Consider the following 22,173-nt stretch of genomic DNA (forward strand, 5'->3'; position numbering starts at 1 on the left):
ACCGAGGCCTGGCACGCCAAGCTGGCCGCTCCATCACTACGGAGCGCAGCTAATGAGCCTGCAACATTTCCAAGCCTTCGATCAACAGCTGAGCGACCTGCTTGCGTCGCCGCCCCGGCCTGAAACCTCGCAGCCCTGGCTCAAGGCACGCCAGCGGTATTTCGCAGACCTCGCCGAGTATTGGCTCGACACCGGCGTCACCGGCGAAAGTCGTAAAGCACGACTGGTCAGCTTGCTACGCGCGCAACTGCTCGCACAGATCACCCTGCGCGTCGATGATCACACCCTAGGTTCGAACCACGCCGAATTGCTCAAAACCAGCATAGAAATGCCGCTGCCCGGGCAACGCCAGCACCTGCCTCCTGCCGAGCGCCCACAAATCTACCGCCCACTGCTGGACATCGGCAGCCCTCACTGGCGCGAGTACCTGCCCGGCGCCTTCGTGATTGTCGAAGGCGAACCCGAGGGCAGCATGCCCGACCCCGCTGAGTCCAGCGACTACGCCTTGCTGTGCAGTCTTTCCCATGGCATCGAGCCGTTCGACGACCTGGCAGAGCTGCACACCGAACTGTGCGAGCGCCTGGACGACCTGCAGCAGAGCAGGCCGCTACTGCGGTTGATGGCCGGTGATGAACAGCGAGAGCGTGCGCGCAACGCCGAGCGCCTGCGCTACGAATGGTTCAACGATGATCCGTTGCAGCTGCAGGTACAGGCCCTGATAGATAGCCAACATGCAAGCCTGACGCAGGTCTGGGAAAACGCAGCCCAGACATCGCCAATCGATTGGCCTGCCCTGACCAGCCAACTGGACACAGCTGCCGACCTGCTGCCCCTGGCCGACAGCAGGGCGGCCCTGCAGACACGCTATGCCCTGCTGCTGGAGAGAAACAGCCCCGCCTGGCTCAAGAACGCGTCGGCACAAGGCCTGACCCATATCATGCAAACCATGCAGGAGCTGGTGATTGCCATCGACAAGGCTGCCGCGCCAGGCATTCTCAGTCACGATCAGTTCCTCGACCGTGAGGGTCTGCGCACCTGGACTTGCGAACAACTGCGTACAGCCATGCGCCAGCAGTATCAATTCGATGCCGACCCGCGTGAGATCCATGTCAGCGTGACAATGGCGCGCCAGAGAGGGCCTGTCCTCCATCCCGGACTCACTACCGGCTACATCCCCGCCGCCAGCCGCCCGCAGGTCGGCGACACCGTCGAGTTGGTATCGCAGAGCTATAGCCTCGATCAGTTGGCCATGCTCAACGTCGGCTGGCTTGACGTCGACTATTGGCTGACGGCACGAGTACACCGCGCGGACGACAGCCCTGTGACAGAGATCACCCCGGCGCAGATCAAGCAGATGGTTCGTGCCTTGGACGTTGGCGAAAGCTACAGCCGCTACCTGCGCACGCACCTGCTGGAGTCACCGACGGCCAAGTGGCGACGCGACAGTTACGCTGCAATCAGCAGAGCGCGCATGCGCGCCGAGGCGGCCAAGGCGCGATACGCCGGCCATTACCTGGAAGACCCCTTCGAACGCGGCTATCTGTGGACCAGCACCGTGCTCGACCATCCCGACAGCGAGCAGCGCAAGGCACTGAAGGTTACGCGCCTGAGCGTGCGACAACTGTTGATCGACGGCCACACCGTGCAAGGGGTCATACTCGTCACCCCGGAGAACGCCGGCATGCAGCGCTTTCTGGTCTATACACCGGATGCCCCGGATCGCCGCGCCTGGCGTGAGTATCGCAACGCTCGGCAAATGCTGCGCACGCTACGCGAAAAACCAGCTCTGCGTGACTATGTCAAAGACCGCATGCCGTTGGCCAACCCGGCCAATGTCGAACGCTGGCTGTCCAAGGGAGGATTGGGCTCACGGATAAGCCGTCCGGAAATCACCGGCGACTTTCAGCACGCACGCTATCGGGCCGAGGTCCACGCCGCACTCTCAGCGGTGGACGCGGCCACCAATACGAAACTGGAGCTGCTGGGCGATTTCAGCCTGCATGTGCTGTGGGTCATCCTCGACCTGCTCAGCTTGGTTCTGCCCCTTCGTGCCCTGGCAGTGCTGTCGTTCGCCCGTGCCGCGATCTCGATAATCGATACCCACAAGGCGTACGTCGAAGGTGACCGCATCGGCATGCTGCGCTCGCTGGTCGATGCCTTCAGCTATGCCAGCGACGGCATCAACAGCGTCTCCGGTTCAACGGTGCTTCGCCGGGCAATTCGAGCCATGCCACCGACGCCGCCACTGTCACTCCCCCCGGCCATGGTCAGCGCGGTCAATACCAGCAAGCTTCGCTACCGAGTCGACGGCATTCACAAGGAGGGCATCTATGAACAGCCCTCACCCTATCCAGGATTGACCTTCTACTTCATCAAGGACAGCGCCGGTCAGAGTTATCAGGTCGCGTTCGACGGTTACCGCTGGCGAGTGGTCGATCCGCGCAAGCCGGACGCTTACACCAAGGTCCCGGTCAAGCGTCGCGAGGACGGCGAATGGGTCGTCGACTCCCCCGTGCTGTGGTACGACGGCCTGCCAGACCTGAAGGCACTGTTCGACACCTGTCGGCTCGCCGAAGTGCCTGCGGGGGAAAAACACGAAGATGCCGACGGGTTGTACCAAAGCGACCAAGGGCTTTACCTGCTTGCCGGTGGCCATGCCCTGCCGCTGCGCGCGCATCTGCTCAAGAACCACTACCGGCTGCTGCTTGCCGGGCAAAACCGCGAAAGCCCCGCCTCGGCCATCTTGCGTTGGCAAGACAGACAATGGAGCCTTCGCGTGCGCCAGGCCGGTCGCAGCAGCGACTGGCTGACGCTGCCGCAGGCTTATTCGGTGAGCCGAGGCAGCAACTGATCGAGGCGCCGGTGCAAGGCACTGCTGCTTGGCCAGTTGCGCAGCAAGCGCGCACGGTCACGTGCGTAGGCAGGAGCGAAGCTGAGCTGAGTGGCGTGCTGGGTCATGGCATCGAGGTCGATCAGCGACCACTGCCCGTTCTGCCAGAACAGGTTGTGGCCCTTGAAGTCACCATGGCTGATGCGTTCGGCAATCAGCCTCTGCATCAGTTTGACCAACGCCTGAACCTGTTCTTCAGGCACTTCGCCATTCTCGACGTAGGGCGCAAAACATGCCGTGAGATCAGGACCGTCCGCGTATTCGGTCACCAGGTAGGCGGTGCTGCGCAACCCCATCACCCGTTGCTCGAGCATCGCTAGCGGACGCGGCGTGGCGATGTCGAGAAACTCGAGGCGATGGCCTTCGATCCAGGAATGCCAGGCACGACTCGGGCGCCAGAACCGCTTGAACCAGTGGGCGGTGCTCTTGATGTTGTAGCGCTTGAGCACCAGCGTGCGGTCACCGGCCTCGATACGTGCCACGCTGGCGGCACCGCCGGTCTTGTACAGGTGGCCCTGCTCGATCAGCGTATCGGCCTGCTCCAGTACCGGCACCAGGGCAGACACCTCTTCGCGTCGGATCGCACGCAGGCCCGAGAGGCTGCGCTCGACGCTGAACAGCGTGCAGTCGCGCCCGGCTTTGTCCAGGTAGTCTTTCAAGCGCCAACTGCGTACCTTGTCGACCTGCTTCTGCAGGGCTTCGAGCGGCAGCGCATGCTCGCCATTGGCCAGCAGGTAATGCACCAGCGCCTCTTCGATGAAGGGTTCCAGGCGCTTGGGCAACTGGGCGAACAATACCCCGAGGTTTTCCAGCACACGTTGGCGCGACAGTTGCTGGCCCGGCGTTTCAGCCTTGATGCCGGCACCATCGATCAGGTAGAGGTGGCCCTCGTGGCGCAGCAGGTTGTCCAAGTGCAGGTCTTCCTGCCACAGCCCTTTGGCGTGCATCTGCGCCACTGCGGTCAGCGCCTCGCCGAGCACCCCATGCTGCTCGTCCGCCAGCATCGGCAGATGCTCGACCTTGGCCCAGGCGTCGCCCAGGTTTTCAGCGTTTTCAAGGAACTCGAACAGCAGCCAGCCACCCTCGCCATCCTTCAGGCCATCGGCCAGCAGTCGGGGCGTGGTCAACCCCTGCGCAGCCATCAAGCGCGCGCCCTCCAGCTCACGCTTGAAATGGCGGGCGGCGCTGCTGCCGACCAGCAGTTTGGCCAGCACCGGCGTGCCGCGCCAGATACCGGCACCGACATAGCGCTGCCCTGGCAGTACGCGCAGCAGGCTGAGCAACTGCAGCTCGGCACTGCCGGCAGCATCTTCGAGCGTCACGCTCAAGGGCAGGCTCGGGCTGCGCCCGGCATCCTTCAGTTCAGACAAGCGCATCAGCGGGCCTCTTTTTCACGACGGCGTTGCGTCAGGCGTTGCAGCCAGGTGCCGACCAGCGCGCTGTCGGCCGGCTGCGCCAGGTAGGCGGCGAGCAGGCTGCGCACGTCCGCCTCGCTCCAGGCACGGGCACGACGCAGCAAGGGCTCGAGGTCCTTGAGACGGTCACGCATACCGAACAGCAGTGGCCGGGTCTTTTCCAGGTCGATCAGCTGGGCCTGCCAGCCTTCGCGGCGTTCGCGCAGGAAAATATGCTTGGGATAGAAACAACCATGCACCTGGCCGGCGCCGTGCAGGGTGCGCGCGAGCTCGCCACAGGCCGCGAGAATACCCTGGCGTCGAGGCTCGGGCAGTTGCGGCCATTGGCCGAGGAAACTCTCCAGGTCGTTCCACTCGTCGAGCGCGCGGGTCATCAGGATCGCCCGATGCTGGCCGCCCTGCTTGCGCTCGCCATAGAACACCGCCTGCAGTGCTGGGATGTTGAGCTTTTCATAGCGGCTGATATTGCGGAATTCGCGGGCAAAGGTGGGCTCGCCGAACGGCCGGTGCAGGGTACGCGTGAGGTAGTCGCTCTGGCGCTTGAGGTAGTAGCCCTTGCCCTCGAGTTCCAGGCGGAACACGCTGCTCCAGCCGCCGCGCCCGGTGTTGGGTTCGTCGACGGCATCCAGTTGCAGCGCCCACAGCGCCTCGAAGTCGTTCAGGCCATGGCGTTGCAGCAGCGCATGGTCGGCGCTGGCCAGGTAATCGGTCATTCCCTTCCCTCGAAAAAGCTCACCACCTGGCGAATCCGTCGCTTGTCACGGGCATTGAGCCGCGCGTGCCCGCGATATTGCAGGTAGAAGCGCAGGCGCTGGGTGGCCGAGAGGTGATATTTGGCGACCTTGTCCAGGCACGCCAGATCCTTGATAAGCCGGTGGCGGAGCATGAAGCCACGCCAGAAATCGCCCGTCGGGCAATCGATGAAGAACAGCGTCGCCTGATCATCCACCAGCAGGTTGCGCCACTTCAGGTCGTTGTGGGCGAAGTGATGATCGTGCATGACCCGGGTATGGCGAGCCAGTTGACGACTGACATGCTCGACCCATGTGCGATCAGCCAGGCGCGGATCGTTGCGCTCGGCCAGCGCCGAAAGGTCTTCGGTGCGCGGCAGCTCGCGGGTGATCATCGCCCCGCGGCCGAACGACAGCCCCTTGCGCTCCAGCCCCCAGGCCACCACTTCGGCGGTAGGAATGCCCCACTTGGCGAACTGCTTGAGGTTCTGCCATTCAGCCTTGATCCGTGGCCGTCCGAGGAAGCGACGCATGTGCTTGCCGGCACCGGTGTAGCGTTTGACGTAGTAGTTGACCCCGTCGCGCTCGATGCGGATGACCTCGCTGAGCGGGTCACGGGTCAGGCGCTCGCCGTCGAGGGCGAACACCGCGTCGATACTGCCGAAGTCCGCCGCCAGGTGTTCGTAGCCCGGCGCCAGTGTCCAACCCGCCATCAGAGCGCATCCCCATAGCGTTGCTTGCGATCGTAGAGTTTCTGCGCCTTGCGTTCGAGCCAGGCGAGCAGTGCGGCTTCCTCGGCGAGCACCTGGCGCAGCGGGCGCTGGAAATAGCCCTTGAGGAAGCGCAGCTTGTCGCGACGCGTCAGGCCGATGTCCAGGGCCGAGAAATACAAGGCGGCCAGGTCCTTGTCGCGCCAGCGACGGGTGATTTTCGTACGGGTCTGTGCGCGGTGCAGGTCGATCACCGACAGTTTGAAGTCTTCAGGCGTCACGGGCCGGTCGGTGTGCAGCAGGAAATGGCAGATGTAGCAATCACGGTGGTTGACGCCTGCACGGTGCATGCCGCCGACCATCTTCGCCACCTCATCGATCAGCGCACGCTTGAGACGCGGCTCGGGGGGCTGCCTGAGCCAGTCGATGCTGAAGTCTTCCAGGCTGACGGTGGGGGCCAGCTCCTCGGTGACGATGAACGAATGCTGGGTGGCCGGGTTGCTGCCACGTTCGCCATAGGCGACGGCGGTCATGGTCGGCACGCCGACCTCCTGCAGGCGCTGGATCGCCAGCCATTCCTGGCCGGCACCGAGTACCGGCAGCTTGGCGCTGAACAGGTTCTTGAAAATCTCGCCCCAGCCGATGCCGCGGTGGATCTTGACGAAATAGCCCTCGCCCTCGACCTCGGTGCGCAAGGTTCGGCGTCCTTCGAGCTCGCGGTATACCTCGCCCTGCAGGGCTTCGACGGCATCGAAGGGGTCGCGCCCAGCCCAGAGGCGCTTGAAGGGTTCGGCCAGCATCAGCTTCATGCGTGCTCCTGGCCGAGAATCACATCGGCGGCGTGCTGCGGCATGCTGTAGAGATCGGCGCTGTCGGCAAAGGCCAAGCCGTTGCGCGCCCAATCGGCGCGGGCCTGGGGGTCTTCGAGCATGCGCTGCAGGTAGGCGTTGAGCTGCTCTTGCTCGAACGGCTCGTCGAGCACCAGGCCGCTGTCGGCCTCGGCGATGTAATGGGCATAGCCACAGACCTTGGATACCAGCACCGGCAAACCGGCGACCAGCGCTTCGAGCAGCACGGTGCCGGTATTTTCGTTGTAGGCCGGGTGGATCAGCAGGTCGGCGCCGAGCAGGAAGCGCGGGATGTCGCTGCGCCCCTTGAGGAACTGCACCTGGTCACCCAGGCCGAGCGTGGCGCTCTGCAACTGGAACACCTTCGGGTCGTCCTGGCCGATGACCATCAGCCGGGTGCGCTTGCGCAGGCTCGAAGGCAATGCGGCCAGGGCCTTGAGGCTGCGATCGACGCCCTTGGTCTTGAACCCCGAGCCGATCTGCACCAGCAACAGGTCGTCATCGTCCAGCGCGAACTCCTGGCGAAACGCTGCGCGGATCTCGGCCGCATTGGACGGCGCCCGGCGATCCTGGGAGATGCCCGGTGGCAACAGGTGGAAACGCTCCGCAGGGGTGTCGTAGTGCTTGATGAACAGCGGCTGCTGCACTTCAGAGATCATCAGGATCTCGGTGGCAGCATCCTTGGCGAACACGGCACGCTCGTATTCGGCGAAATGCCGGTAGCGGCCCCAGCGACGATACAGGCCGCCGCGCAGGGTCTGGGCCTTGTCCTCGAAGCAGCCGTCGGCGGCATAGTAGACGTCCAGCCCCGGCATCTTGTTGAAGCCAATCAGACGGTCGACCGGGCGTTTGGCCAGGTCGGCGGCCATCCAGGCGCTGAGTTTTTCGTTGCGGCGGTGGTTGAACAGCGCCTTGACCGGCGCCACCAGCACTTCGAAGCCTGGGGGGATATCACCTTCCCAGATGAGTGTATAGACGCGGATCTGATGCCCACGCTTCTGGCACTCCAGGGCGATGCGCATGAAATCGCGCTGCAATCCGCCGAAGGGGAAATATTTGTAAAGCACGAAAGCCAGTTGCATCAACGAACATCCTCAGCCAGCAGCAGCGCGCTCAAGCGGCCCGCCACATGCTCGGGATTCAGGCGAGTGAAGCACAGCGGCCACTCGCGTTTGAGATCGAACCGGCGCAGGTCCTCGGCGCTCGGTTTGTAGGTGCACTTCTTCTGCAGGCAAGGCGCACAGGGGAAGTTGCTGGCCTGGTGGATCTGGGCGCGTCCGTAGGCACCGGTCAGACCAGGATTGGTGGGGCCGAACAGCGAGATGGTCGGCACGTCCAGCGCTGCGGCCAGGTGGCCGAGGCCGGTGTCCACCGCCACGCAGGCCTTGGCCGCCGCGAGTATGCGAGCGACCCCTGCGAGGTTCAATCTGGGGAGTACCTGGCAGTTTTCCAAGCCTTGGGCGATGCGATCGGCACGAGCCTTCTCCGCAGGATTGCCCCAGGGCAGCACGACTTTCATCTTGCGCCGCCCCATGCGCTCGGCCAGCTCACGCCAGTAGGCTTCCGGCCAGTGCTTGGTGGCCCAGGTAGTGCCATGCAGGAACACCACGTAGGGGGCCGTCGGGGGCAGTTGCAGGCGGTTCAGGTCCAGGCCGTACTGGCCGATGCCTTCAGGCAGGTCGTAGGCCAGGGACAAGGCGAACAGCTGGCGTACCCGTTCCACCGCATGCTGGCCGACCGCGACCGACAGGCGTCGGTCGTAGAAGCGGCTGGCCCAGCCTTCGCGCGCCGAATAGCGGTCGAGCCCGGCCACCGGCGCCTTGACGTAACGGGTCAGCCAAGCCGACTTGACCAGCCCTTGGGCATCGATCACCAGGTCGTACTTGCGCTCGCGCAGGCGTTGCTTGAACGCCTTCCACTCGCCGCTCTTGAGCGTTTGCCAGAGATTCTTGCGCCAGCGCCGGATAGCCACCGGGATCACCTGGTCGACTGCCGGGTGCCAGCTCGGGATCTCGGCAAAGCCCTCCTCCACCACCCAGTCGAAACGAATGCCGGGGATGGCGTGGGCGGCATCGGTCAGCGCCGGCAGGGTGTGGATCACATCGCCCAGCGACGAGGTCTTGATGATCAGTACCCGCACTTAGTCGACCTCGGCCACGGTATCGATCAGGTTCGGACCACCCAGGCTGTGCAGGGCGGCAATGACTTTTTCGGGCTCGAGCAGGCGCAGGCAATTGTAGTGACCGAAACGGCAGGTACGTTCGAAGCACGGGCTGCACTCGATACCGGTGCGCACCACCTCGACCTGGTCGGCCAGTGGCGGGGTGAAGCCCGGCGAGGTCGAACCATAGATCGCCACCAGCGGACGGTTCAGCGCCGCCGCCACATGCATCAGGCCGGAGTCGTTGGACACCACCGCATCGGCGCAGGACATCAGGTCGATGGCTTCGGCAAGCGAGGTCTCGCCGGCCAGGTTGACGGACTCTTCACGCAAGCCCGGAATCAGGCGGTCGCGGATCTGCTCGCCGACCGGATGATCGTTCTTCGAGCCGAACAGCCACACCTGCCAACCCTGGCGAATCATCGCGTCGGCAACGGCGGCATAATGCTCCGCCGGCCAGCGCTTGGCCTCGCCGAACTCGGCACCTGGGCACAACGCAAGCACCGGGCGATCCAGCTCCAGGCCGAACTTGGCCAGGGCGGCCTCGCGGCTCTGGTCTTCGATGCGCAGGCTCGGGCGGGGATAGGGTTGTGGCAGCGGCGCGCCCGGCTCATAGGCCAGGGCCATGAAACGTTCGATCATCAACGGGTAGCGCGCCTTGTCGAGCTTGCGCACATCGTTGAGCAACAGGTAGCGCATCTCGCCACGCCAGCCGGTGCGCTGGGGGATGCCGGCGAAATAAGGCACGAGTGCCGACTTGAGCGAGTTGGGTAACAGGATCGCCTGGTCGTACTGGCCGGCCAGTGACTTGCCGATGCGCCGGCGCGTGGCCAGCTCCAGGGCACCGTGGCCGAGCGGGAAGCTCAAGGCCTGGCGCACCTCGGGCATGCGCTCGAGGATCGGCCGGCTCCACTCGGGGGCCAGCACGTCGATCACGCAGTCGGGGTGACGCTGTTTCAGGCACTGGAACAGGGTCTGCGCCATCACCATGTCGCCGACCCAGCTGGGTCCAATGATCAGTATTCTCATGCTTTATCCAGAAACATTCGGGGAGGCTGCAGGCTGCTCTACAACCTGGCCTCCCCTCTTTATATTCAGGCTATGTGGCGGACAGTGTACCACTGACATGCCTCATTCGCGGGCAAGCCCGGTCCCACAGGTACCACACAGATCTTGAGTGCTGTGGTGTACCTGTGGGACCGGGCTTGCCCGCGAAGAAGCCAGCGCGGTAATCAGCTCAGACCCAGCCCACCCCAGATCCGCCGCACCTCGCGGCGCTCATCGACAAGCTGCCCGGCATCGATCACCCCGGCCTGTTTCTGCAGTGCCTGGCGGTGGGAGGCGGAGCGGAAGGTCTTGTACACCTCGCGCAACAAAATCGCGTCTTCGGCGGGCATCAACCCGGCCTGCTCCAACTCTTCGAGGATGCGAATGTTATCGGTCCAGCGCAGCAGATCCGGATGGTCGTGAGACCAGGCCAAAGCGGCGTATTGCACCATAAATTCGATATCCACGATACCACCGGCATCCTGCTTGATATCGAACGGCTGGCCGGGCTCGAAGGCGTTGTCGGCGGTACCGGCAACGGTGCTCTTGCTGCCCAGGCTGGCGCGCATCTTGGCGCGCATCTCGCTGACCTCCTGACGCAGCGCGTCGAGATCGCGGGCCTTGCCCAGCACGCCGGCACGTACCGCTTCGAAAGCACTGCCTACCTGCTTGCAGCCCACCAGCACACGCGCCCGCACCAGGGCCTGGTGTTCCCAGGTCCAGGCCTCGTTCTGCTGGTAGCGCTCGAAGGCCCCGAGCGAACTGACCAATAGCCCCGACGCACCGGAGGGGCGCAGGCGCATGTCCACATCATAAAGCTGGCCGGAGTTGGTCTGGGTAGTCAGCAGGTGAATGATGCGTTGGCCCAGGCGGGTGAAGAACTGCGCGCCGTCGATGGGCTTGGCGCCATCGGTCTCGGCGTTCGGGTCGCCGTCGTGGATGAATACGAGGTCCAGGTCCGAGCCATGCCCCAGTTCGATGCCGCCGACCTTGCCGTAGCCGACGATGATGAAACTTGGGTCGCACAGGGTGCCATCACTGCGCTTGGGCTGGCCATGACGGGCCACGGTCTGACGCCAGGCCAAGGCCAGCACCTGGTCGAGGATGGCCTCGGCCAGCCAGGTCAGGTAGTCGCTGACCTTCATCAAGGGCAGGTTGCCACTGATTTCAGATGCCGCCACCCGCAAGCTGTGGGCCAGCTTGAAGTGACGCAGGGCCTCCATCTGCTGCTCCAGGTCGTCCTCGGGAATGCGCGTCAATCTCTCGCGCAACTCCGACGCCAGCTCAGGCGCCAGCGGCGGGCTGAACAGGCGGCCTTCGTTGAGCAGTTCGTCGAGCAGCAGCGGGAAGCGCGTGATCTGCTCGGCGATCCAGGGGCTGGCGGCGCACAAGGTCAACAGACGGCGCAAGGCGCCTGGGTTTTCGGTCAGCAGCACCAGGTAAGCCGAACGCCGCGCCACCGCTTCCACCAAGGGGAGCACTCGCTCGAGCACCAGGTCAGGGTTCTGGTGCTCTACAGTCTGCGCCAGCAGGCGTGGAATGAAGGCGTCCAGACGCTCGCGGCCAATGCGCTGCATCGAACGCAGCGACGGGCTGGCACGCAAGGAGGCCAAACGACGCAGGGCCTCGCCCGACTGCTTGAACCCGGCCTCTTCCAGTTGGCGACCGGCGGCCTCCTCGTCCTGCGCCTGCTCCCACAGCGGCGACCACTCGCCGCCCACTACCAGCTCGCCCTCGGTTTCCTCTTCATCAGGATCGGCGATGACCTGGCGGAAGTGCCAGTCGACCCGGCCGCGCCACTGCATCAGTTGGTCGTGGAACGCCTGCCAGTCGGCAAAGCCAAGGATGTAGGCGACCCGTTCGCGGTCGAGCTCCGAGTCCGGCAGCATCTGGGTCTGGCGGTCGGCGATGGCTTGGATCGCGTGCTCGGTGTAACGCAGGAACTGGTACCCATCACGCAGTTCGCTTACCACTGCCGGTGGCAGGTAACCCTGCCCCTCGAGCGTTGCCAGGACCTTGAGCAGCGGCCGCTGCTGCAGGCTCAGATCGCGCCCGCCGTGGATCAGCTGGAAGGCCTGGGCGATGAACTCGACCTCACGGATGCCACCAGCACCGAGCTTGATGTTCTCTGCCATGCCCTTGCGCCGCACTTCCTGCTGGATCAGCTGCTTCATGGTGCGCAGCGCCTCGATGGCAGAAAAATCCAGGTAGCGCCGATAGACGAACGGTCGCAACATCTCCTGCAACTGCGCCCCGGCCACCTGGTCGCCCGCCACCACGCGGGCCTTGATCATGGCGTAGCGTTCCCAATCGCGCCCCTGATCCTGGTAGTACTGCTCCAGGGCATTGAACGAGAGCACCAACGCGCCGGCTGAGCCATAGGGGCGCAGGCGCATGTCGACGCGGAACACGAAACCGTCGACAGTGACCGGGTCAAGCGCCTTGATCAGGCGTTGCCCGAGGCGGGTGAAAAACTCCTGGTTATCCAGCGAGCGCTTGACCCCTTCGGTCTCGCCGCCTTCAGGGAAGGCGAAGATCAGGTCGATGTCCGACGACAGATTGAGCTCCACCGCGCCCAGCTTGCCCATGCCCAGCACCACCATGTGCTGCGGCTGGCCAGTGCGGTTGCCGATCGGCGTGCCGAACTGCTGGCAATGACGCGGATACAGCCATTGATAGGCTTCGTCGATCGAAGCGTCGGCAAGCTCGGACAGGTCGCGGCAGGTCTCGCCCAGTTCGGCCTGGCGGGTGATGTCGCGCCAGATGATCCGCACCTGCTGGCGATTGCGCGCACGGCGCAAGTTGCGCGCCAGCTCGTCTTCGCTCTGGGCCGCGTCTGCGGCAGCTTTTATATGGGCACGCAACTGGCCGGGGCCATAGGGGCGATCCATTTCGCCGCTGGCGAGCAGCTCGAACAGCGTTGCCGGTTCGCGCTGCGCCTGCTCGAGGACGAAATCACTGGCTGCAGCCACCTGATCGAACTGCAGGCGGTGCGCCGCGCTCCAACTGTCTGGATCAAGATCCGGATGCGCCGCCAGCGCCTCCTGCAGGAATTGTCGGTTACGGGCGACCAGCGGTTGCAGGGCGCCAGGCAGATCGAGCGGCAAAGGCAGGCGCATGGTCTATCCTTGATCGGCGTGAATGAGAGGGGTGAGTGCAGGCGAAAGAGGGACGGACCGCGGTTGGACTGTCATACAAAAGTTGTAAATAGCTGAAAAACTCAAATCATTGGTACGAAACATCAAGAAACCTCTTGTGCCAGTGCGATACCAACCAACAGGAACGTTTTTCTCCACAACCCGAAAGGCGGCCACAAGCCGTTTTTCTGTAGTATTACTACTCCCCCGACTGCTCAAAAGCATGAAATGCCGAAGCATTTGTAGTAAAACTACACGGCGCCGGATGACTGTCCGGCAAATCCAAGAATTCACGACGTCTGCCCAAAAGGCCAGTCGCAAACTCAGGCTTCCGATTCTGGTTGCCTTTCCGCCCTGGAGCAAGCCATGCAAGACCTCGATCCTATCGAAACCCAGGAATGGCTGGATGCCCTGGAGTCGGTCCTCGACAAAGAAGGCGAAGACCGCGCTCATTACCTGATGACCCGCATGGGCGAGCTGGCCACCCGCAGTGGTTCCCAGCTGCCTTACGCGATCACCACGCCATACCGCAACACCATCCCTGTCACCCACGAAGCACGCATGCCTGGCGACCTGTTCATGGAACGCCGCATTCGCTCGATGGTGCGTTGGAACGCCTTGGCCATGGTCATGCGCACCAACCTGAAGGACTCGGACCTGGGCGGACACATCTCGAGCTTCGCCTCCAGCGCCACCCTCTACGACATCGGCTTCAACTACTTCTTCCAGGCCCCGACCGAAGAACACGGCGGCGACCTGATCTTCTTCCAGGGCCACGCTTCGCCAGGCGTCTACGCCCGCGCCTTCATGGAAGGCCGCATCAGCGAAGAGCAGATGAACAACTTCCGCCAGGAAGTGGACGGCAACGGCCTGTCTTCGTACCCGCACCCATGGCTGATGCCTGACTTCTGGCAGTTCCCGACCGTTTCGATGGGTCTGGGTCCGATCCAGGCGATCTACCAGGCACGCTTCATGAAGTACCTGGAAGCCCGCGGCTTCATCCCGGCCGGCAAGCAGAAGGTCTGGTGCTTCATGGGCGACGGCGAGTGCGACGAGCCGGAATCCCTGGGCGCGATCGCCCTGGCCGGCCGCGAGAAGCTGGACAACCTGATCTTCGTCATCAACTGCAACCTGCAGCGCCTCGACGGCCCGGTTCGCGGCAACGGCAAGATCATCCAGGAACTCGAAGGCGTGTTCCGTGGCGGTGGCTGGAACGTCAACAAGGTCGTCTGGGGCCGCTTCTGGGACCCACTGCTGGCCAAGGACACCAACGGTGCCCTGCAGCGCCGCATGGACGAAGTCATCGACGGCGAGTACCAGAACTACAAGGCCAAGGACGGCGCGTACGTTCGTGAGAACTTCTTCAACACCCCAGAGCTCAAGGCCATGGTCGAAGACCTGTCCGACGACGAGATCTGGAAGCTCAACCGTGGCGGCCACGACCCGTACAAGGTCTACGCGGCGTACCACCAGGCTGTGAACCACAAAGAGCAGCCGACCGTCATCCTGGCCAAGACCATCAAGGGTTACGGTACCGGTGCTGGCGAAGCCAAGAACACCGCGCACAACACCAAGAAAGTCGACGTCGACAGCCTGCGTCACTTCCGCGACCGCTTCGACATTCCGGTCAAGGACGCCGACCTCGAGAACCTGCCGTTCTTCAAGCCTGAAGAAGGTTCTGCCGAAGCCAAGTACCTGGCCGAGCGTCGCGCCGCACTGGGTGGCTTCGTGCCACAACGCCGCGCGAAGAGCTTCAGCGTTCCGACCCCGCCACTGGAGACGCTCAAAGCGATCCTCGACGGCTCGGGCGACCGCGAAATCTCCACCACCATGGCCTTCGTGCGCATCCTGGCGCAACTGGTCAAGGACAAGGAAATCGGCCAGCGCATCGTCCCGATCATCCCGGACGAAGCCCGTACCTTCGGTATGGAAGGCATGTTCCGCCAGCTGGGCATCTACTCGTCGGTCGGCCAGCTCTACGAGCCAGTCGATAAAGACCAGGTGATGTTCTACCGCGAGGACAAGAAGGGCCAGATCCTCGAAGAAGGCATCAACGAAGCCGGCGCCATGTCGTCCTTCATCGCTGCCGGTACTTCGTACAGCTGCCACAACCAGCCGATGCTGCCGTTCTACATCTTCTACTCGATGTTCGGCTTCCAGCGTATCGGCGACCTCGCCTGGGCCGCTGGCGACAGCCGCACCCGTGGCTTCCTGATCGGCGGTACCGCCGGCCGTACCACGCTGAACGGCGAAGGCCTGCAGCACGAAGACGGTCACAGCCACATGATGGCGGGCACCATCCCGAACTGCCGCACCTACGATCCGACCTACGGCTACGAGCTGGCGGTGATCATCCAGGACGGCATGAAGAAGATGACCGAAGAGCAACAGGACATCTTCTACTACATCACCGTGATGAACGAATCCTACCAGCAGCCTGCCATCCCGGCCGGTGCCGAGGAAGGCATCATCAAGGGCATGTACCTGCTGGAAGAAGACACCCGCGAAGCGGCGCACCACGTTCAGCTGATGGGCTCCGGCACCATCCTGCGTGAAGTCCGCGAAGCGGCGAAGATCCTGCGTGAAGAGTTCAACATCGGTGCCGATGTGTGGAGCGTCACCAGCTTCAACGAACTGCGTCGCGACGGCCTGGCCGTGGAACGCGCCAACCGCCTCAAGCCTGGCCAGAAGCCACAGCAGACCTACGTCGAGCAGTGCCTGAGCGGTCGCAAGGGTCCGGTCATCGCCTCCACCGACTACATGAAGCTGTTCGCCGAGCAGATTCGCCAGTGGGTACCAAGCAAAGAGTTCAAGGTCCTGGGTACCGATGGCTACGGTCGCAGCGACAGCCGCAAGAAGCTGCGTCACTTCTTCGAAGTCGACCGTCACTTCGTGGTGCTGGCTGCCCTGGAAGCCCTGGCTGACCGTGGCGAGATCGAACCGAAGGTTGTCGCTGACGCCATCGTCAAGTTCGGCATCGACCCGGACAAGCGCAACCCACTGGACTGCTGAGGAGTAACTTAAGTGAGCGAACTCATTCGCGTACCTGACATCGGCAGCGGTGAAGGTGAAATCATCGAACTGTTCGTCAAGGTCGGCGACCGCATCGAGGCGGACCAGAGCCTGCTGACCCTGGAGTCGGACAAGGCCTCCATGGAGATCCCGGCCCCCAAGGCCGGCGTCATCAAGGAGCTGAAGGTCAAGCTGGGCGATCGCCTGAAAGAAGGCGACGAACTGCTGGTCCTGGAAGCCGAGGGCGCCGCTGCGGCGCCTGAGGCTCCGGCCGCCGCCCCGGCTGCTGCTGCCCCTGCGGCCGCAGCACCCGCCGCTGAAGCCGCCCCTGCTCCTGCGCCTGCCGCAGCACCGGCCGCCGCCAGCGTGCAGGATATCCACGTGCCGGATATCGGTTCGTCGGGCAAGGCCAAGATCATCGAAGTGCTGGTCAAGGTCGGCGACACCGTCGAAGCCGACCAGTCGCTGATCACCCTGGAATCCGACAAGGCTTCCATGGAAATCCCATCGCCTGCCGCTGGCGTGGTCGAGGAAGTCCTGTGCAAGCTGGAAGATGAAGTCGGCACTGGCGACCTGATCTTCAAGCTGAAAGTCGCGGGCGCAGCTCCGGCTGCCGCGCCGGCACCTGCTGCTGCCCCCGAAGCCGCCAAGGCCGAAGCTGCTCCGGCCGCCGCACCCGCTGCTGCCGCCCCAGCTGCTGCGCCTGCACCGGTTGCCACCGCACCGGCTGCTGGCAGCAACGCCAAGGTTCACGCAGGCCCTGCCGTTCGTCAGCTGGCGCGTGAATTCGGTGTCGACCTGGGCGCTGTTGCCGCCACTGGCCCGCACGGCCGCATCCTGAAAGAAGACGTGCAGGTCTACGTCAAGGCGATGATGCAGAAGGCCAAGGAAGCACCGGCAGCCGCCGGCGCGACCGGTGGTGCCGGCATCCCGCCGATCCCGGCCGTGGACTTCAGCAAGTTCGGTGAAGTCGAGGAAGTCGCCCTGACCCGCCTGATGCAGGTCGGTGCTGCCAACCTGCACCGCAGCTGGCTGAACGTGCCGCACGTGACCCAGTTCGATTCCGCCGACATCACCGAGCTGGAAGCCTTCCGCGTTGCGCAGAAGGCCGTGGCGGAGAAGGCCGGCGTCAAGCTGACCGTTCTGCCGCTGCTGCTCAAGGCCTGTGCCCACCTGCTCAAGGAGCTGCCGGACTTCAACAGTTCGCTGGCGCCAAGCGGCAAGGCAATCATCCGCAAGAAGTACGTCAACGTCGGCTTCGCCGTGGACACCCCGGATGGCCTGCTGGTCCCTGTGATCAAGAACGTCGACCAGAAGAGCCTGCTGCAACTGGCTGGCGAAGCAGCTGCGCTGGCTGAAAAGGCCCGCACCAAGAAGCTGTCGGCCGACGACATGCAGGGTGCCTGCTTCACCATCTCCAGCCTCGGTCACATTGGCGGCACCGGCTTCACGCCGATCGTCAACGCGCCGGAAGTCGCAATCCTCGGTGTTTCCAAGGCGACCATCCAGCCAGTCTGGGACGGCAAGGCCTTCCAGCCGAAGCTGATGCTGCCGCTGTCGCTGTCCTACGATCACCGTGTGATCAACGGCGCTGCCGCTGCGCGCTTCACCAAGCGCCTGGGCGACCTGCTGACGGACATCCGCACGCTGCTGCTGTAATGCTGCACCCCGCCTCCCCCAACCGGGGAGGCGGTACCGATTTCGAGCTGCCACGCTCGTACCTCAACCCCGCCCCTGGCGGGGCTTTTTTTGCCTGGAAACACCCTCCCCATGAAGGGGCCGCGAGGCGCACAAGCTTCAGATTTCCCACGCCCAGCCGACAACCTGTATACGCTGCCCCATATGGCCGCTTGCCAGCCCACGGGACATGATGCACCCTTGCTCAACGCGCCGCCGCTTACCTGCGGCATACCGCGCCAAACGCCTTGTTCAAGCGAGTCTTCGATGAAAAGCCAACCCGATGCCGCCAGCCGTGTGGCGGCCGAGGTCGTGACGCAGTTACCCGTGCCCTCGCGGCTCGGGATGCTGCGTTTCGAGCGGCTGAACGAAGCCAGTTGGGCGATGCTCTACCTCGACCCTGGCTGCGATCGCCAGTTCGGCCTGCCCGCGGCCGAGCTCTGCGCCCTGATCGGCTCGCCCTATGCCAGCCTCATGGAGCCTGAAGCGCGCTACAAGCTGCATGACGAGATCCAACTGCAACTGTCGCGGCGCAACCACTACCGCGTGCGCTATACCCTGCACGCGGGTTCCGGGCCACTGCGCTTGCTGGAAGTCGGCGAGGCCTACAAGCAGCACAATCGCCAGCTGCTGCGCGGCTACCTCACGGTGCTGGACGACCAGGCCGAAGAGACCCCGGGCCAGGACGCAAACGATCTTGAGTCACGCAACAGCCGCCTGCAGCTGGCCCTGCAACTCAACCAGCGCGCCCAGCAAGAGCAACTCGAACACCTGGAGCGGGTGCGTGCCCAGCAGGACCTGATCCTGCGCCTGGCACGCCAGCGCTACAGCGCCAGCAACTCCTTGCTCGAAGCGGCTGAACTGATCACCCGTAGCGCCTGCGAAATCTACAAGCTCGACTGCGCCAGCATCTGGTACCTCAACGAGCAACGCCTGGAGCCGATCACCGCCTGGTTCCAGCATGAGCAGGCCCACCGCCTGCCGCAGCCGATCGACGCCAGCCACTACCCGGATTACCTCGACGCCCTGCACGCCAGCCGCGCCATCGACGCCCATAACGCCAGCCATGACCCACGCACCCGGGACATGGTCCAGGGCCTGCTCAACACCGCTGACAATGCCATGCTCGATGCCAGTATCCGCGTCGACGGCCAGGTAGTCGGCGTGCTCTGTCTGGAGCAGACCGGCCAGCCGCGGGCCTGGCAATCCGACGAAATCGCCTTTGCCGGTGAGCTGGCCGACCAGTTCGCCCAGGTCATCACCAATCACAACCGCCGCACCGCCACCAGCGCCCTGCACCTGTTCCAACGTGCGGTAGAGCAGAGCGCCAGCGCCTTCCTGCTGGTCAACCGCGACGGGGTGGTGGAGTACGTCAACCCAAGCTTCACCGCCATTACCCAGTACAGCACCGAAGAAGTTCAGGGCCACCACCTGGCCGAGCTGCCGGCACTGGAAAACCTCAGCCAGATCCTGTTCGACTCACCGTCGAGCCTGGCCATGGGCAACAGCTGGCAAGGTGAATTCAAGAGCCGGCGCAAGAGCCTGGAGCCCTACTGGGGCCAGTTGTCGATTTCCAAGGTGTATGGCGACAACCGCGAGCTGACCCACTACATCGGCATCTACGAAGACGTCACTCAAAGCAAGCTTGCCCAGCAACGCATCGAGCGCCTGGCCTACACCGACAACCTCACCAGCCTGGGCAACCGCCCGGCGTTCATCCGCAGCCTCGACGAACGCTTCGCTCGCGACGGCGACAGCCCGATCTGCCTGCTGCTGGTCGACATCGATAACTTCAAGCGGATCAACGACAGCCTCGGCCACCAGACCGGCGACAAGCTGCTGATCAGCCTGGCCCGCCGTCTGCGCAATAGCCTCAGCAGCGGTGGCAGCCTGGCGCGCTTTGCCAGCAACGAGTTCGCCGTGCTGCTGGACGACACCAGCCTCGAAGACGGCCAGAACATCGCCCAGCAGTTGCTGCGCACCCTCGACAAACCCATGTTCGTCGACAACCAGTTGATCAACGTCACCGCCTCCGTGGGCCTGGCCTGCGCGCCCCTGCACGGCGCCGACCCGCAGACCCTGATGAAGAACGCAGGCCTGGCCCTGCACAAGGCCAAGGCCAACGGCAAGCATCAGGTCCAGGTGTTCACCGAAGTGCTCAACGCCGAGGCCAGCTACAAGCTGTTCGTCGAGAACAACCTGCGCCGGGCCCTGACCCAGAACGAGCTGGAGGTCTTCTACCAGCCCAAGCTGTGCCTGCGCAGTGGTCGCCTGCTGGGCCTGGAGGCGCTGCTGCGCTGGAACCACCCCGAGCGCGGCATGATCCGCCCCGACCAGTTCATCAGCGTGGCCGAGGAGACCGGCCTGATCATCCCCATTGGCAAATGGGTGGTGCGCCAATCGTGCCGCATGAGCCAGGAATTGCGCGAGGCCGGCATGGGCAACCTGCACGTGGCGATCAACCTGTCGCCCAAGCAGTTTTCCGACCCCGAGCTGGTCAGCTCGATTGGCGCCATTCTCAAGGAAGAAGCGCTACCCCCGCACCTGCTGGAGCTGGAGCTGACCGAGGGCCTGCTGCTTGAAGCCACCGAAGACACGCGGCGCCAGCTCGACGAGCTCAAGCAGCTGGGTCTGACCCTGGCCATGGATGACTTCGGTACCGGCTATTCATCGCTGAGCTACCTGAAGAAGTTTCCCATCGACATCATCAAGATCGATCGCAGCTTCATCAGTGAGATTCCCGCCAACCAGGACGACATGGAGATCACCTCGGCGGTGGTGGCCATGGCCCACAACCTCAAGCTCAAGGTGGTCGCCGAAGGCATCGAGACCTCCGAACAGCTGGCATTCCTGCGTCGCCACCGCTGCGACGTCGGCCAGGGCTACCTGTTCGACCGGCCAATCCCGGGGCGCGAGCTGGTCGACAAGCTCAGGCGCTACCCGCGCGGGCCGGTGGCCTGACAGGCGCGCAAACCTCGGGCACTATAGGGGCCATGTGAGCCTCTTCGCGGGCAAGCCCGCTCCTACAATGGCAGGCTGCAATGCAACCCTGCAGGAGCGGGCTTGCCCGCGAACAAGCCACAACCGCTCCCACTGTCAGACAGAGGAACAATCATGGTCCTGCGCTCGGAAATCCTCGTGAACAAAAACGTCATGCCCACTGCCGAACAGGCCCTGCCTGGCCGCGAAACTCCCATGCCCCTGCCCGAATTCCACTACGTGTTCGAAGGCACTCCGCTGCTCGGCCCATTCTTCGAGGGCAGCATCGACTTCGCCATCTTCGGCCTGGGCTGCTTCTGGGGCGCCGAACGACGCTTCTGGCAGCGTGAAGGCGTGGTCAGCACCGTGGTCGGCTACGCAGGCGGTTTCACCCCGAACCCGACCTACGAAGAGGTCTGCTCGGGGCTGACCGGCCACACCGAGGTGGTACTGGTGGTGTTCGACAAGGACAAGGTCAGCTACCGCGAACTGCTGGCGATGTTCTGGGAACTGCACAACCCGACCCAGGGCATGCGCCAGGGCAACGACATCGGCACCCAGTACCGCTCGGCCATCTATTGCACCTCGCCCGAGCAACTGGAACTGGCCAAGGCCAGCCGCGATGCATTCCAGGCCGAGCTGAACAAAGCCGGTTTCGGTGAGATCACCACCGAGATCGACCAGGCGCCGACCGTGTACTTCGCCGAGGCCTACCACCAGCAGTACCTGGCCAAGAACCCCGAAGGCTATTGCGGCATCGGTGGCACTGGCGTGTGCCTGCCGCCCAGCCTGCAGGGTAATTGACATGGGTATGGTGCTGTTCCATGCGCCGCTGTCGCCTTTCGTGCGCAAGGTCTTGCTGGTGCTGCACGAGACCGGTCAGCTCGACCGCGTACGCCTGCAAACCGTCAACATCAGCCCGGTGAGCGGTGACGAGCAGCTCAACCAGGACAATCCGATCGGCAAGATCCCGGCCCTGCGCCTGGAAGACGGTAGCGTGCTGCACGACAGCCGGGTGATCTGCGAGTACCTCGACAGCCAGCACGTCGGCAACCCGTTGATCCCCCACGAGGGCTCGGCGCGCTGGCGGCGCCTGACCCTGGCCTCCCAGGCCGATGCGATCATGGATGCGGCGGTGTCGAGCCGCTATGAAAGCTTCCTGCGTCCTGAGGACAAGCGCTGGGATGGCTGGCTGCAGGCGCAGTCACAGAAAATCCGCCGAGGCCTGGCGGATCTTGAGCAGCATCACCTGGCAGAGATCGCCTCCGGCTTCGATATCGCCGCGATCGGCGTGGCCTGCGCGCTGGGCTACCTGGACCTGCGCCAGCCGGAGTTCGGCTGGCGTGAACAACAGCCTGGGCTGGCTGAATGGTATGCCCAAGTGAGCCAGCGCGCGTCGATGCTGGCTACCGTGCCGGTCGCCTGAAACCCCTTCGCGGGCAAGCCCCTCCCACAGACATATCCCCTCTGTAGGAGCCAGCCTGCCCGCGAATGCTTCACCCCGGCCTGGCAGGAAACAACGACCCCACCCGAACCGCCAACCAGCGCCCGATCACCTTGTCCTCC

General features: G+C 64.0%; 14 protein-coding genes. 6 read left to right on the top strand and 8 right to left on the bottom strand.

From position 1 onward, the window contains the following. Positions 1 to 52: 52 nt before the first annotated feature. Positions 53 to 2,851: a dermonecrotic toxin domain-containing protein gene (locus IAE40_RS06690; protein ID WP_200602892.1), complete on the top strand. Its 2,799-nt coding sequence runs from the start codon at positions 53 to 55 to the stop codon at positions 2,849 to 2,851. Here the strand turns inward: IAE40_RS06690 and IAE40_RS06695 are convergent. The 8 genes from IAE40_RS06695 to glnE form a co-directional block, all read right to left on the bottom strand. Then, positions 2,824 to 4,266, bottom strand: a complete 1,443-nt coding sequence (locus IAE40_RS06695) for a lipopolysaccharide kinase InaA family protein (RefSeq protein ID WP_200602893.1) — start codon at positions 4,264 to 4,266, stop codon at positions 2,824 to 2,826. The genes IAE40_RS06690 and IAE40_RS06695 overlap by 28 nt on opposite strands. Beyond that, positions 4,266 to 5,018, bottom strand: a complete 753-nt coding sequence (locus tag IAE40_RS06700; RefSeq protein ID WP_054892171.1) for a lipopolysaccharide kinase InaA family protein — start codon at positions 5,016 to 5,018, stop codon at positions 4,266 to 4,268. The genes IAE40_RS06695 and IAE40_RS06700 overlap by 1 nt, the downstream gene beginning before the upstream one ends. After that, a complete protein-coding gene (locus IAE40_RS06705) occupies positions 5,015 to 5,749 on the bottom strand; it encodes a lipopolysaccharide kinase InaA family protein (protein ID WP_054892170.1) in 735 nt (244 codons plus the stop codon). The genes IAE40_RS06700 and IAE40_RS06705 overlap by 4 nt, the downstream gene beginning before the upstream one ends. After that, entirely contained in the window at positions 5,749 to 6,555 is an 807-nt protein-coding gene (gene rfaP, locus IAE40_RS06710) for a lipopolysaccharide core heptose(I) kinase RfaP (protein WP_054892169.1), read from the bottom strand. Before rfaP ends, IAE40_RS06705 begins: the two co-directional genes overlap by 1 nt. Then, positions 6,552 to 7,676, bottom strand: coding sequence for a glycosyltransferase family 4 protein (locus IAE40_RS06715; RefSeq protein WP_197889779.1), 1,125 nt, complete (start codon positions 7,674 to 7,676; stop codon positions 6,552 to 6,554). The genes rfaP and IAE40_RS06715 overlap by 4 nt, the downstream gene beginning before the upstream one ends. Next, on the bottom strand, positions 7,676 to 8,734 hold the full coding sequence (gene waaC, locus IAE40_RS06720) for a lipopolysaccharide heptosyltransferase I (RefSeq protein WP_153772427.1): 1,059 nt from the start codon (positions 8,732 to 8,734) through the stop codon (positions 7,676 to 7,678). Before waaC ends, IAE40_RS06715 begins: the two co-directional genes overlap by 1 nt. Continuing rightward, complete coding sequence (gene waaF, locus IAE40_RS06725) at positions 8,735 to 9,784, bottom strand: lipopolysaccharide heptosyltransferase II (RefSeq protein WP_153772428.1); 1,050 nt, start codon at positions 9,782 to 9,784, stop codon at positions 8,735 to 8,737. A 203-nt stretch (positions 9,785 to 9,987) separates the two neighbouring features. Then, entirely contained in the window at positions 9,988 to 12,921 is a 2,934-nt protein-coding gene (gene glnE, locus IAE40_RS06730) for a bifunctional [glutamate--ammonia ligase]-adenylyl-L-tyrosine phosphorylase/[glutamate--ammonia-ligase] adenylyltransferase (protein ID WP_200602894.1), read from the bottom strand. Positions 12,922 to 13,305: 384 nt separating this feature from the next. On the opposite strand from glnE, the gene aceE reads away from it, so the two are divergent. The 5 genes from aceE (at position 13,306) to IAE40_RS06755 (ending at position 22,033) form a co-directional block, all read left to right on the top strand. Beyond that, positions 13,306 to 15,951, top strand: coding sequence for a pyruvate dehydrogenase (acetyl-transferring), homodimeric type (aceE, locus tag IAE40_RS06735; RefSeq protein ID WP_054892164.1), 2,646 nt, complete (start codon positions 13,306 to 13,308; stop codon positions 15,949 to 15,951). A 12-nt stretch (positions 15,952 to 15,963) separates the two neighbouring features. Then, positions 15,964 to 17,610, top strand: coding sequence for a dihydrolipoyllysine-residue acetyltransferase (gene aceF, locus IAE40_RS06740; protein WP_153772430.1), 1,647 nt, complete (start codon positions 15,964 to 15,966; stop codon positions 17,608 to 17,610). A gap of 285 nt (positions 17,611 to 17,895) precedes the next feature. Continuing rightward, positions 17,896 to 20,589, top strand: coding sequence for a putative bifunctional diguanylate cyclase/phosphodiesterase (locus IAE40_RS06745; RefSeq protein WP_153772431.1), 2,694 nt, complete (start codon positions 17,896 to 17,898; stop codon positions 20,587 to 20,589). A gap of 153 nt (positions 20,590 to 20,742) precedes the next feature. Further along, complete coding sequence (msrA, locus tag IAE40_RS06750) at positions 20,743 to 21,411, top strand: peptide-methionine (S)-S-oxide reductase MsrA (RefSeq protein ID WP_054892161.1); 669 nt, start codon at positions 20,743 to 20,745, stop codon at positions 21,409 to 21,411. A gap of 7 nt (positions 21,412 to 21,418) precedes the next feature. After that, complete coding sequence (locus tag IAE40_RS06755; protein WP_153772513.1) at positions 21,419 to 22,033, top strand: glutathione S-transferase; 615 nt, start codon at positions 21,419 to 21,421, stop codon at positions 22,031 to 22,033. Positions 22,034 to 22,173: the final 140 nt, after the last annotated feature.

The sequence above is a fragment of the Pseudomonas sp. S44 genome (assembly GCF_016624805.1).
Taxonomy (GTDB): domain Bacteria; phylum Pseudomonadota; class Gammaproteobacteria; order Pseudomonadales; family Pseudomonadaceae; genus Aquipseudomonas; species Aquipseudomonas machongensis.

Coding starts and splice junctions, on each gene's coding strand:
- IAE40_RS06690 (WP_200602892.1), top strand. CDS start 53: ATGAGCCTGCAACATTTCCAAGCCTTCGATCAACAGCTGAGCGACCTG.
- IAE40_RS06695 (WP_200602893.1), bottom strand. CDS start 4,266: ATGCGCTTGTCTGAACTGAAGGATGCCGGGCGCAGCCCGAGCCTGCCC.
- IAE40_RS06700 (WP_054892171.1), bottom strand. CDS start 5,018: ATGACCGATTACCTGGCCAGCGCCGACCATGCGCTGCTGCAACGCCAT.
- IAE40_RS06705 (WP_054892170.1), bottom strand. CDS start 5,749: ATGGCGGGTTGGACACTGGCGCCGGGCTACGAACACCTGGCGGCGGAC.
- rfaP (WP_054892169.1), bottom strand. CDS start 6,555: ATGAAGCTGATGCTGGCCGAACCCTTCAAGCGCCTCTGGGCTGGGCGC.
- IAE40_RS06715 (WP_197889779.1), bottom strand. CDS start 7,676: ATGCAACTGGCTTTCGTGCTTTACAAATATTTCCCCTTCGGCGGATTG.
- waaF (WP_153772428.1), bottom strand. CDS start 9,784: ATGAGAATACTGATCATTGGACCCAGCTGGGTCGGCGACATGGTGATG.
- glnE (WP_200602894.1), bottom strand. CDS start 12,921: ATGCGCCTGCCTTTGCCGCTCGATCTGCCTGGCGCCCTGCAACCGCTG.
- aceE (WP_054892164.1), top strand. CDS start 13,306: ATGCAAGACCTCGATCCTATCGAAACCCAGGAATGGCTGGATGCCCTG.
- IAE40_RS06745 (WP_153772431.1), top strand. CDS start 17,896: ATGAAAAGCCAACCCGATGCCGCCAGCCGTGTGGCGGCCGAGGTCGTG.
- msrA (WP_054892161.1), top strand. CDS start 20,743: ATGGTCCTGCGCTCGGAAATCCTCGTGAACAAAAACGTCATGCCCACT.
- IAE40_RS06755 (WP_153772513.1), top strand. CDS start 21,419: ATGGTGCTGTTCCATGCGCCGCTGTCGCCTTTCGTGCGCAAGGTCTTG.